At 46.0% G+C, this 11,785-nt stretch carries 11 protein-coding genes and 1 tRNA gene; 5 read left to right on the top strand and 7 right to left on the bottom strand.

Annotated elements, in window-relative coordinates:
• The first annotated feature begins 38 nt into the window (after nt 1-38).
• On the top strand, nt 39-1,694 hold the full coding sequence (gene nadB, locus CBI31_RS08275) for an L-aspartate oxidase (protein WP_088525942.1): 1,656 nt from the start codon (nt 39-41) through the stop codon (nt 1,692-1,694).
• Nucleotides 1,695-1,699: 5 nt separating this feature from the next.
• On the opposite strand, the gene CBI31_RS08270 is transcribed toward nadB, so the two are convergent.
• From CBI31_RS08270 to pgi, 6 genes are all read right to left on the bottom strand, one after another.
• Complete coding sequence (locus tag CBI31_RS08270; protein WP_112218919.1) at nt 1,700-1,972, bottom strand: BrnA antitoxin family protein; 273 nt, start codon at nt 1,970-1,972, stop codon at nt 1,700-1,702.
• Entirely contained in the window at nt 1,932-2,144 is a 213-nt protein-coding gene (locus CBI31_RS08265; RefSeq protein ID WP_240553881.1) for a BrnT family toxin, read from the bottom strand. The genes CBI31_RS08270 and CBI31_RS08265 overlap by 41 nt, the downstream gene beginning before the upstream one ends.
• 225 nt (nt 2,145-2,369) lie before the next feature.
• Nucleotides 2,370-3,224, bottom strand: a complete 855-nt coding sequence (gene nadC / locus CBI31_RS08260; RefSeq protein ID WP_088525939.1) for a carboxylating nicotinate-nucleotide diphosphorylase — start codon at nt 3,222-3,224, stop codon at nt 2,370-2,372.
• Nucleotides 3,225-3,227: 3 nt separating this feature from the next.
• The gene (gene nadA / locus CBI31_RS08255; protein WP_088525938.1) at nt 3,228-4,355 is read right to left on the bottom strand and encodes a quinolinate synthase NadA; all 1,128 of its coding nucleotides are present in this window, start codon (nt 4,353-4,355) and stop codon (nt 3,228-3,230) included.
• A gap of 38 nt (nt 4,356-4,393) precedes the next feature.
• Complete coding sequence (locus CBI31_RS08250) at nt 4,394-5,779, bottom strand: phosphomannomutase/phosphoglucomutase (protein WP_088525937.1); 1,386 nt, start codon at nt 5,777-5,779, stop codon at nt 4,394-4,396.
• Between the two features lie 8 nt (nt 5,780-5,787).
• On the bottom strand, nt 5,788-7,287 hold the full coding sequence (pgi, locus tag CBI31_RS08245) for a glucose-6-phosphate isomerase (protein WP_240553862.1): 1,500 nt from the start codon (nt 7,285-7,287) through the stop codon (nt 5,788-5,790).
• A 100-nt stretch (nt 7,288-7,387) separates the two neighbouring features.
• Between pgi and CBI31_RS08240 the strand changes: the two genes are divergently transcribed.
• Entirely contained in the window at nt 7,388-8,521 is a 1,134-nt protein-coding gene (locus CBI31_RS08240) for an NAD(P)/FAD-dependent oxidoreductase (RefSeq protein WP_088525936.1), read from the top strand.
• 20 nt (nt 8,522-8,541) lie between these two features.
• Nucleotides 8,542-8,631 (top strand) — tRNA-Ser (locus CBI31_RS08235).
• A 30-nt stretch (nt 8,632-8,661) separates the two neighbouring features.
• Here CBI31_RS08235 and CBI31_RS08230 read toward each other — a convergent pair.
• Nucleotides 8,662-9,900 (bottom strand): CaiB/BaiF CoA transferase family protein, encoded by a 1,239-nt coding sequence (locus tag CBI31_RS08230; RefSeq protein ID WP_088525935.1) that lies wholly within the window; start codon nt 9,898-9,900, stop codon nt 8,662-8,664.
• A gap of 77 nt (nt 9,901-9,977) precedes the next feature.
• Between CBI31_RS08230 and CBI31_RS08225 the strand changes: the two genes are divergently transcribed.
• Together CBI31_RS08225 and CBI31_RS08220 are read left to right on the top strand one after the other, a co-directional pair.
• Nucleotides 9,978-10,967, top strand: coding sequence for a Bug family tripartite tricarboxylate transporter substrate binding protein (locus CBI31_RS08225; protein ID WP_088525934.1), 990 nt, complete (start codon nt 9,978-9,980; stop codon nt 10,965-10,967).
• A 9-nt stretch (nt 10,968-10,976) separates the two neighbouring features.
• Nucleotides 10,977-11,774, top strand: a complete 798-nt coding sequence (locus CBI31_RS08220; protein ID WP_088525933.1) for an enoyl-CoA hydratase/isomerase family protein — start codon at nt 10,977-10,979, stop codon at nt 11,772-11,774.
• Nucleotides 11,775-11,785 lie beyond the last annotated feature (11 nt).

Raw genomic sequence — 11,785 nt, 5'->3', positions numbered from 1 at the left:
TGTTGGAGCCTTTTTGTATTTGCCCAGTAGAATGATCCATGGCCAGTTCAAAACCATCCTCCTCACAAGTCCAAGCTGAGTTACCCGTTCTGATCATTGGTGCAGGCCTTGCGGGCTTAACTGTTGCCTTGCATATGGCTGAGACCCAGCCAGTGATTCTGATGGCTAAGCGTGGTCTAGGTGATGCTGCTACTGCCTGGGCACAGGGTGGCATCGTAGGGGTAGTGGATAAGGAGCATGACAGCGTTGATTCTCATGTTGCTGACACCATCGATGCAGGCGCAGGACTCGTAGTCGAATCTACCGCACGCTATATTGCCGAAGAAAGCGCTGATGCAATTAAGTGGTTGGTAGAGCAAGGGGTGCCATTTACAACCGACGAGTCTGGTCCGATGGGTTTACATTTAACTCGTGAAGGTGGACATAGTCATCGTCGTATTGCACATGCTGCAGATACAACAGGCAAGGCAATTCATGAAGTTCTTTTAGATAAAGCAAGAGCCCATAAAAATATTCAGATCTTAGAACATTGGATTGCGCTTGATCTGATTACCAATCGTCATCTTGATGCTAAGACACAGCGCACTAAACCGAATCGTTGTTACGGCGTATATGCCTTGGATATTAAAAATAATCGTGTAGAAACGATTCAGGCAAAGTCAGTGGTCCTTGCTACTGGTGGCCTAGGAAAAGTATATCGCTACACCAGTAATCCTGATACCGCTACGGGAGATGGTATTGCGATGGCTTGGCGTGCAGGCTGCCGTGTCGGCAATATGGAATTTATTCAGTTTCATCCGACTTGTCTGTATCACCCTAACGATCGCACCTTCTTAATTACTGAAGCTATGCGGGGTGAGGGCGGACTCTTAAAATTACCAGATGGTACTCCTTTCATGTCAGAGCACGACGAGCGTAAGGAGTTGGCGCCACGTGATATTGTTGCAAGAGCAATCGACTTTGAAATGAAAAAGCACGGTTTAGATTATGTTCATCTTGATGCCACCCATTTAGGGGAAGTCTTCATCAAAGAACACTTCCCCATGATTTATGCGCGCTGCTTAAGTCTTGGTCTAGATATTACTAAAGAGCCAATACCCGTAGTGCCTGCTGCTCACTATGCCTGTGGTGGCGTGGTGACTGACCTCAAGGGCAGAACCGATCTACCAGGGTTATATGCAGTCGGAGAAGCTACCTATACTGGATTGCATGGCGCTAATCGCCTAGCAAGTAATTCATTGTTGGAGTGTGTGGTCATTGGTAAGGCCGCCGCAGAAGATATCTCTGGACTTAAAACACCAGCGATGCCAAATCTTCCACTTTGGGATGAAAGTCAGGTGGAAGATGCTGATGAGCAGGTAGTGATTGCTCATAACTGGGATGAATTGCGTTCTTTGATGTGGAACTATGTTGGTATTGTGAGAACCAATCGAAGGCTAGAGCGTGCATTACATCGTATCAAACTCCTGAGATACGAAGTGCAAGAGTATTACGCGAACTTTAAAGTGACGCGAGATCTGATTGAACTACGCAACTTACTTGAGTGTGCCGAGTTGATTGTGAGATCAGCACTCATGCGCAGAGAGAGTAGGGGATTGCATTACAGCCGCGATTACCCTGGTACTTGGGCGGTCTCGTACCCAACTATCTTGACCCCTCAAGCAGAGGGTGCAGAAAGTAAAAAAGAAACTTAGTCAACTTAAAGAGCTCCTTTTAAAACTGCCTCTTTGATATGTTTGCTCAAACGTGTTTGCCATCCCTTACCACTGGCACGTAATCTTTCCAGAACATCAGAATCTAGTCTAAGACTGAGCATTTCTTTCGCGTTCTTAATGGGTGGACGACCAACACCTCTTTTAATAAGGGTATCGCCAATATAGACGTGAGCATTTCTGAACCATTCTTCATCTGCTTCTGGTGCATCGTCTGGATCAACCCATTCTTCCTTCATATTTTTTGATTTCACGTTCATTTGCTCTCCTCATGCTAATGATTCTTCTATTAGAGCCCCTATAGGTCCAAACAATAAATACTGGTTTTGAATCTAGGTAGCCAAATGTTCTGATTCTTAGTTCTCCATAATCTTTTCTATAGTCAATTTGATCCATATGGGACGCTTCAAATATCTCATTTGCTCTAGCCATATCTAAGCCTCGAACGAACAAGGTGATTTCACGCTTCACATCATCAAACTCAATCAAATATCTACCCTATTAATGTATATACATAAATAATTAATGTCAATACAAAAATTGAGAAAAAAGGACTTAACCCAAGCAATGTATGGGCTTTAGTCTAGAAATGAAAAACCCCACTGAATATCGGCGGGGTTTGAAGAGTTTGTCAGCTAACGCCAACGAAGGGGGGTATTACAAAATGCGCATCGAAAAATCAACTGCACTAACATCCTTGGTTAACTTCCCAAGCGAGATGCGATCAACACCAGTCGCAGCAATAGAGCGCATCTGATCTAGATTAATGCCACCAGAAGCTTCTAGCAATGCACGGCCTGCTGTTAAGGCTACCGCTTGCTTCATTTGATCAGTGGTGAAGTTATCAATCAAAATACTTTTAGCACCTGCAGCGAGGGCTTCTTCTAATTCAGAAAAGTTTTCCACTTCAATCTGAATATCAACGCCGGCATTAAGTGCTTGAGCATTCTTGAGCGCTGCAGTGACACTGCCAGCTGCAGCAATATGGTTTTCTTTAATGAGGATGCCATGCCAAAGGGCAAGGCGTTGGTTTTGACCGCTGCCAACACGTACTGCATATTTCTGGGCTTGGCGTAAGCCTGGAATCGTCTTGCGAGTATCTAGTACTGCACAGCCTTTAGGGTTTGGGCTAACGCCTGCTATAGCCTCAACATGCTGGCGAGTGATGCTGGCAGTCCATGAAAGTGTCTGCAGAAAGTTGATGCAAGTACGCTCAGCAGAGAGCAGGGCTTGAGAATCAGCTTCGATATCGCAAACCTTAGTATCGGCTTTCATGAGATTGCCTTCTCGGTAATACCAGGTCACTTTGGCATTGGGATCGAGCTTCTTGAGGGTGCCCTCAAACCAATCCACACCACAGAGAACTGCCGCTTGGCGGACGATGAGTTGAGCCCGAACAGTTTTGCTGGGTACCAACTTAGCAGTCCAATCGCCAGTACCAATATCTTCCATTAGTGCATCAGCAATATTGCGTTGGCGAGCTTGTTCTAGGGATTCGTTGTAATCAAACATAAATTAAGCAGCGCCAATATTCTTCACAAAGCCATGCTGGGCTTTGGCTAGAAGGTCAGGGTGATTCTTAGTGAAATCGAGCATACGATCAATACAGGTCAATGCTTTAGCACGCACCGACTCTTCAATGAAGATTTCGCCAGAGGCGTTCTCCAGGCAATCCAAGATTCCTTGCAAACCATTCATGGCCATCCAAGGGCAGTGGGCACAGCTTTTACAAGTAGCGCTATTACCAGCGGTAGGTGCTTCAATTAATTTCTTGTTTGGAGCCAACTGACGCATGCGATGCAAGATACCTTTATCAGTAGCAACAATATATTCAGTAGCACTACCGTCGACTACTGCTTTGATCATGGCTGAAGTAGAGCCAACTACATCGGCTAAATCAACGACAGCTTGTGGAGATTCAGGGTGAACCAAAATCATGGCATTGGGATGGGCAGCCTTCAGAATCTCTAGCTCAGCAGCCTTAAACTCATCGTGAACAATGCATGCACCATTCCATAACAACATATCAGCGTCAGTTTGCTCTTGAATATATCTACCAAGGTGACGATCTGGCGCCCACAAAATCTTTTTACCTTCCATTTTGAGTTGATGCACGATCGCTAATGCACAGGAGCTAGTGACCATCCAATCGGCTTGTGCTTTTACAGCAGCGCTGGTGTTGGCATAAACCACGACAACACGATCAGGATGCAAAGAACGGAACTTAGCAAAATCAGTTGCATCACACCCTAAATCTAATGAGCAGGTGGCCTCTAAGTCAGGCATAAAGACGCGTTTCTCAGGGCTGAGAATCTTAGCTGATTCGCCCATAAAGCGAACGCCAGCAACAATGAGATTCTTGGCGGGATGATTTTTACCAAAACGCGCCATCTCTAAAGAGTCGGCAACAAAACCGCCGGTTTCCATGGCCAGATCCTGAATGTCACCGTCGACATAATAGTGAGCGACCAAGGCAGCATCTTTTTCAATCAGTAATTGTTTAATGCGAGCAATTACAGATGCCTTTTCAGCACCATGAAGATGGGGCGGCGTCTTTGCCCATGCTTGGGCAGTACAGGTGACTCCTGCAGCATCTTGCTGGGGGTAATCAAAGGCAATTGGGGCGCTAACGGGTGAATTCATACGAAATCTTAATCGAACCTTCGTATTTATGTAGAGAGTTAAAACGGCAACTTCGCATCTGGCTTGGCTGCCAGTAAAACAGCCTTAAACTCCGCCTGAATACGGGCAATTGCCTCTTCACTGTCTGCCTCAAAGCGCATTACCACGACTGGAGTGGTATTCGATGGTCTGGCAAGTCCAAAGCCATCGGCGTATTCCACGCGGACGCCATCGATCGTATTGATGGACTCAGAGGTAGGAAACTTGGCATTCGCTTTGATAGTCTCAAGCAATGTAAAAGGCTCACCTTCAGCGCAAGCGAGTTGTAATTCTGGAGTGCAGATGGCGTTAGGTAAATCATTGAGGGTTTTGTTGGGGTCTTTTTCTTTAGAAAGAATCTCCAAAAGACGTGCGCCGGTGTATAGGCCATCATCAAACCCAAACCAACGGTCTTTAAAGAAGATATGGCCGGACATTTCACCGGCTAGTGGTGCACCGGTTTCCTTGAGTTTTGCTTTCACTAAAGAGTGACCGGTCTTCCACATCAAAGGCTCACCACCATGCACTTTCACATAAGTTGCTAGATTGCGGGTGCACTTGACGTCATAGATAATCTGGCCACCAGGATTGCGAGAGAGCACATCTTTAGCAAAGAGCATCATTTGACGGTCAGGGAAAATCACTTGTCCATCTTTAGTCACAACGCCCAGACGATCAGCATCACCATCAAAGGCGAGACCTAATTCGTTATCGGTAGTTTGTAAGTTTTTAATGAGATCTTGCAAGTTCTCAATATGTGCAGGATCGGGATGGTGATTGGGGAAGTGGCCATCAACTTCACAAAAGAGTTCTTGGACTTCACAGCCCAAAGCTCTAAATAATTTGCCAGCAAATGCGCCACCCACACCATTGCCACAATCAACTGCAATCTTCATAGGACGAGCCAACTTCACATCGCCAACGATGCGCTCTAAATACATTGGGAAGACATCAAAGGTAGAGCGGCTACCTTGGCCGGAAATAAACTTCTTTGCTTCAATTCTTTTGCGCAAAGCCTGAATCTGCTCACCGTAAATGGCGGCACCACCCAAAACCATTTTGAAACCGTTGTAGTTTGGTGGATTATGACTACCGGTGATCATGATGCCCGACTTAGGCTGTTTACCATCAAGTACTTGGTTAGCTCCAAAGTACACCATCGGTGTGGCAACCATGCCCAAGTCAATGACATTGATACCGGTAGAGAGCAAACCTTCGGTTAATGCCTCAATTAAAGAGGGACCAGATAAGCGCCCATCACGACCAATCACAATCTCGGTTTCACCAAGCCCACGCATCTCAGTTCCAAAAGCCTGGCCAATAAGCTTTGCAATGGATGGATCTAAGGTTTCATCAATAATGCCGCGAATGTCATAAGCTTTAAAAATGGAAGGGGATAGCTGCACGGTAAATCCTAACTATTTAATAAATTAATACGCGCTGCGGTAACAGCATCAATATTGTCATTGGCTTCTACATGTGAGTCGCCTAGAAGTGCTTTCTCAATCGGCTTCGCAAGCACTTTGCCATATTCCACTCCAGGTTGATCAAAGCTATTGATATTCCAAAGTGCACCTAGACTAGCAGCACGGTTTTCATAAAGAGCCAAGAGAGCTCCTAGATAAAAAGCATTGAGCTCTGGCAAAAGGATGAGGTTGCTTGGGCGATTACCTGGATAAACATCATTTGGATTCTCAGCCTTTTTGCCGTGTGCTAAGGCTTGGGCTTGAGCTAAACAGTTAGATAAGAGGATGCGGTGATGTGCGACAGCTTCTGGTCGATCACTCATTGGCTTGCGCACTGCAATGAAATCAATAGGGACAACATCACTACCCTGGTGAAGGAGTTGGAAGTAGGAGTGCTGCGCATTGCTGCCTGCACTACCAAAGACTACTGGTGAGGAGTGCTTTACTGGCTTGCCATCTCTATCAACGGACTTACCATTACTTTCCATATCGAGTTGTTGTAACCATTTGGGAAACCAATCTAAGGCATCCGCATACGGAATCGCTGCATAAGCTTTAATACCCATGGCTTCTTGTTGGTGCAATAAAGCTAAAGCCATAATGACTGGCAGATTTTGCTCTAAGGGCGCATTCTTAAAATGCAAATCCATCGCATGAGCACCAGCCAAAAATTGCTCAAAATTTTTGAAGCCATATTGCAAGGCAATAGGAAGTCCAACTGCAGACCAAACTGAATAACGACCACCGACCCAATCCCAAAATGGATAAATATTTTCTTCCGCAATACCAAACTCTCTAGCAGCAGGAATATTGGCAGTGACAGCATATAAAGAATGTGCAATTTGACTATGGGTACAGTCGCTATTTTTGAGCCAATTGACTACTGCCTTGGCATTCATGGTGGTTTCCAAAGTGGTAAATGACTTTGAAACAATGATGACGCGGGTGCTGTTGGGCTGAGCGCGATCCAGAATGCGTGCTAGCTCGGCAGTGTCAATATTGGCCAAGAAGTGCATGCGCATGCCACGACTCGCAATGCCGGGAACATGGGCTAATGCTTCAATGGCCAAGCGGGGGCCAAAGTCAGAGCCACCAATACCAATGTGAATGACATCCGTAATGCCTACCCATTTATTGCAGAGGGCTTCAATACGATGCCATACCTCGGTAACTGCTGGCATAACATCTTTGCCATCGAGCATGACAGGTGATTTAGAAAGATTGCGCAGCGCAGAATGCAAGGCAGGGCGATCTTCGCTTAGATTGATATGTTTGCCGGCAAACATATCGGCAATAAAACCTTCTAGCTTAGATTTGCGAGCAACGGAGAACAGCTTTTCCCACTGTGCCGGACTGATATTTTGGTAAGCAGTATCGAGCACCACATCGACAGCTATATGGGTACTGGCAGCGATATTTTCTGGGTTTTGCATGGTGCTAGAAGACATTTCTAGATTTTATCAAGAAGGACCCCTAAATCTCCTAAAACGCTGAAATTGCTAGGAATTCGGTATATTCCTAGTTATGAATGCAAAGATGGGCAAATAGATGGAGCAAGTTGACTGTGTCGTAATCGGCGCTGGGGTGGTTGGCCTGGCTGTCGCTCGAGAAATGGCTCTCCAAGGCCGTGAAACCATTCTGCTTGAGAGAGAAGGCTCTTTTGGCACCATTAGCAGTGCTCGTAATAGCGAAGTGATTCATGCCGGCATCTACTATCCAAAAGACTCACTCAAAGCAAAGCTTTGCGTTGAAGGCAATCGACTCCTATATGAATATTGTCGTACTCATCTAGTAGGAACTCGGCCTTATGGCAAGCTCATCGTTGCAGAGGACTCACAGATTGATGACTTGCAAGCGATTCTTTACAAGGCCCAAAACAATGGAGTACCTGACATTAAGATGATTTCAGGTGAAGAGGCAAAGCAACTCGAACCGAAATTAAAATGTTCAGCAGCAATCCTTTCTGCAAGCACAGGCATCATAGATAGCCATGCTTATATGCTTTCACTTTTAGGTGGCTTTGAAGATGCCGGTGGCATGATTGCCTACCATTCACCTCTGATCAGTGCAAGGCCTATTGGACAGGGAGCAGAGGGTGGTTTTGAATTAAGCATCGGTGGTCCTGATGGCATGAAATTACAAACGAAATTATTGATTAATTGTGCCGGGATGAGTGCACCGGCGGTGGCTCAAAAGATTGAAGGAATAGAGAAGGATCAAATACCAAAAGCCTACTTTGCAAAAGGGAACTATTTTTCACTCTCGGGTAAATCACCATTTACCCATTTGATTTATCCCATTCCAGAACCAGGCGGTCTTGGGGTTCATCTCACTTTAGATATGGGTGGACAAGCGAAGTTTGGCCCCGACGTGGAGTGGCTTGATATAGACAATGAAGAGCAGATTGATTACACGGTAGACCCAAAAAGAGGGGAAGGTTTCTATGAGGCCGTAAGGCGCTATTGGCCAGAGCTCAAAGATAACTCCTTACAGCCAGATTATTCGGGCGTAAGAGCCAAAATAGTGCCACCCAATAGCGCTGCAGAAGACTTCTGTTTCAATACTCCCCAAGACCATGGCCTGCAAGGACTCTACAACTTATATGGCTTTGAGTCCCCAGGATTAACCTCCAGTATTGCGATTGCTAGGTATTTAGAGGGAAAAATCAAAAATTCCTTATAATCTAGGGCTGAAATCGCAAAGGAAGAGTGGCAGAGCGGTTGAATGCACCAGTCTTGAAAACTGGCGAGGATGAAAGTCCTCCGTGAGTTCGAATCTCACCTCTTCCGCCACAAACATAAGCCCTAACTCATCAGCTTGGACTATGGCGTAAAAGCGCCTCCAGCTTCGAGTGCTTTCAGTTCATCACCAGCGATTCCAAGCTCAGCAAGAACTTCGCTTGTGTGTTCGCCCAGCAAAGGAGGATGCATACGCACCTGCTGGGGTGTACCCATCATCTTGACTGCAAAACCAATATTGGGAACAGTTCCTTCAATCGGATGATCAATGTCCATGCGCATATTGCGATGACGACCATGTTCACTATCAAATGCTTCTGGGTATGTATTAATTGGTCCTGCCGGAATACCTGAAGCTAATAAATCATCTACCCATTCATGGCTCGTTCTAGTGACGAAAGTTTTTTCAAGTTCAGTTGCGAGCTCTAAACGATTAGCTAAGCGCAAAGGGTTGGTTTTAAAACGGGCGTCTTCAATTAACTCGGGACGGCCAATTTTGTCGCAGAGTAATTTCCACAGCTTTTGATTGGTAGCGCCCATCACAAAGTAGCCATCAGCAGCTTTCATAGCCTGATAGGGTGCGCTCATGTGATTTGCAGTTCCAAGCTTATAGGGCTCAACCCCAGTACCCCAATATTGCGCGGTATCCCAGATGGAAAATGCTAAAGCAGAGTCAAATAGCGAGGCGTCGATAAATTGACCTTCACCTGTTTTGGTTTTACCAATGTAGGCAGATAAAATTCCGTAGATCGCGAAGAGCGCGCAACCAATATCAGCTACCGGAACGCCAGCTTTTACTGGCGGGCCATCGGGATAACCAGTCACACTCATCACACCTGACATGGCTTGTGCCATCAAATCAAAACCAGGTCGATCTGCCCATGGGCCGGTTTGTCCAAAACCAGAGATGCTGGCATAAACTAAACCAGGGTTGATGGGTTGAAGTGAAGGGTAATCAATTCCCAGCTTTTTCATGACACCAGGACGATAGTTTTCCACCAAAATGTCTGCTGTCTTCACCAATTCAAAAAAGACTTTTTTGCCAGCCTCGGTTTTGAGATTGAGAGTCAGGCTGCGCTTATTGCGGTTCATGTTCAGAAAGCCCATGCTGTCTGAACCTTTCATCTTGAAACCCATCGCCCCGCGGGTCTGATCACCAGTTCCAGGCGGCTCAATCTTAATGACATCGGCGCCTAAGTCGGCTAAGAGCATGCAGCAGTAGGGGCCAGCCATGACTTGACAAACATCTAGTACCCGCACACCAGCAAGGGGTAAAGGTCTGGTTGACCCCTTTAAAGAAGGGCTGATGGGTGTTTTGCTCATTGTCTCGCTTGTTTTTTATATGATTAGAATGATTATCCAATAGTATCAAAAACGACTTAAATAAATTTGGAGGCTGTATGTTGGTTCAATTACCTAAGTGGGTGCTACGTAGCCTGATTGCTGCAACCCTGAGTTGTGCTTCATTTCTTGCGCTCGCTCAGCAAGCCTTCCCAAGCAAACCGATTCGACTAATCGTCGGATTTGCTCCAGGTGGCGGCACGGATATTGTGGCTAGAGCCATCGCACCGAAGATGGGCGAGATTTTGGGTCAAAGCGTTATTGTTGAAAACAAATCAGGAGCAGCTGGAACGATCGCTGCAGATCAGATCGCTAAAGCTAATCCAGATGGTTACACCTTGTTGGTTGGCCACTCTAACTCCAATGCTATTGCACCATTTGTTTTAACCAACGTTCCTTACAATCCTGCAACCGATTTCACGCCCATTACCTACTTAGGTTATGTGCCAAACGTATTGGTTGTTAAATCATCATTGCCAGTGAATTCCGTAGCGCAATTGATTTCGCTTGCTAAATCCAATCCAGGACAGATGACCTACGGTTCATCTGGTATCGGTAGCACACAGCATTTAGCGGGCGCGTTATTTGGCAAGATTGCTGGCATTCAAATTAATCATGTGCCATACAAGGGTAGTGGCCAAGCCATTATCGATTTGCTTGGTGGTCAGATTACGATGAACTTTGATACTTTGCCTCCAAACTTACAGCAAATTAACCAGGGTGGCCTAAAAGCATTGGCGATCTCTACTCCTAAACGTTTATCAATACTTCCTAATGTTCCAACATTTAATGAAGTCGGCATTACTGGATTTGATGTGACTAACTGGTATTCCATCATGGGGCCTAAGGGCATGGATCCAGCGGTAGTAAATAAGATCGATCAGGCAGTAAAAGCAGCGATGGCGGATCCCCAAATCAAGAAGACATTAGATTCACAGGGATTGCAGCCTGAAGGTCCTGCAACTCCTGCAGCCTTTAGCCTCTTCTTGGCTGGCGAGCTCGCTAAATACCAGCGCTTGGTTAAGAGCTTAAACATTAAAGCTGAATAAGTTTTCTCCATGACAGAAAAAGATCAAGAGGGTAAGGTTGCGCAAGTAGTTCTTGAGTTGCGTGGCAAGATTGCGTACGTTACCTTCGATCATGCAGCTGCGCGTAATGCCATGACGGTAGCTATGTATGAAAGCCTGAAATCAATCTGCCAGGACATTGCTAAGAATCCTGATATTCGGGTGGCTATCTTTCGCGGTGCTGGGGGCAAGTCTTTTGTCTCTGGCAGTGACATTGCGCAATTTACGAGTTTTCAAGATGGTGAAGATGGCGTTCGTTACGAAGCAGCCATTCATGACTATTTAAACCCCTTAGCAACATTGCCAATACCCACGATTGCCGTGATTGACGGAATGGCGGTGGGTGGCGGTCTTGCTATTGCGACATGTTGCGACTTTAAGATCTCCACGCCCGACGCGAAGTTTGGTGTACCGATCGCTCGAACCCTTGGTAACTGCCTCTATCCCGGCAATATCGCCTGGTTGGTTGCTCACATGGGTATGAATATCGTTCGGCGCATGCTGCTCTTAGCAGAAATGATTCCAGCAAACGAACTGAAAGCCCAAGGCTACTTGCTGGCTACGTATGATGCCGATCAACTTGGCAAAGAAGCAGATGCTTTAGCAGAGCGCTTGTCAAAACTGGCACCCATTACTCAAAAGGCTAGCAAACTCATCATGGCCAGAATCATTGCTAACCAACTACCTGATTGCGAAGATCTGATTCGGGAAACGTATGGCAGTGCTGATTTTAAAAACGGTGTCGCTTCCTTCTTAAAAGGTGAGTCGCCCGTGTGGGCTGGTAAGTAATCTCAAAGCTA

This window comes from Polynucleobacter campilacus (assembly GCF_002206625.1).
In the GTDB taxonomy this organism is placed as follows: domain Bacteria; phylum Pseudomonadota; class Gammaproteobacteria; order Burkholderiales; family Burkholderiaceae; genus Polynucleobacter; species Polynucleobacter campilacus.
Note: the sequence above shows the minus strand (reverse complement) of the source record. Positions and strands in the feature narration are given on the sequence as shown.

Bases quoted from the DNA above. Each gene is read 5' to 3' on its own strand.
- nadB (WP_088525942.1), top strand. From the start codon at position 39: ATGGCCAGTTCAAAACCATCCTCCTCACAAGTCCAAGCTGAGTTACCC.
- CBI31_RS08270 (WP_112218919.1), bottom strand. From the start codon at position 1,972: ATGAACGTGAAATCAAAAAATATGAAGGAAGAATGGGTTGATCCAGAC.
- CBI31_RS08265 (WP_240553881.1), bottom strand. From the start codon at position 2,144: ATGGCTAGAGCAAATGAGATATTTGAAGCGTCCCATATGGATCAAATT.
- nadC (WP_088525939.1), bottom strand. From the start codon at position 3,224: ATGTTTGATTACAACGAATCCCTAGAACAAGCTCGCCAACGCAATATT.
- nadA (WP_088525938.1), bottom strand. From the start codon at position 4,355: ATGAATTCACCCGTTAGCGCCCCAATTGCCTTTGATTACCCCCAGCAA.
- pgi (WP_240553862.1), bottom strand. From the start codon at position 7,287: ATGTCTTCTAGCACCATGCAAAACCCAGAAAATATCGCTGCCAGTACC.
- CBI31_RS08240 (WP_088525936.1), top strand. From the start codon at position 7,388: ATGGAGCAAGTTGACTGTGTCGTAATCGGCGCTGGGGTGGTTGGCCTG.
- CBI31_RS08230 (WP_088525935.1), bottom strand. From the start codon at position 9,900: ATGAGCAAAACACCCATCAGCCCTTCTTTAAAGGGGTCAACCAGACCT.
- CBI31_RS08225 (WP_088525934.1), top strand. From the start codon at position 9,978: ATGTTGGTTCAATTACCTAAGTGGGTGCTACGTAGCCTGATTGCTGCA.
- CBI31_RS08220 (WP_088525933.1), top strand. From the start codon at position 10,977: ATGACAGAAAAAGATCAAGAGGGTAAGGTTGCGCAAGTAGTTCTTGAG.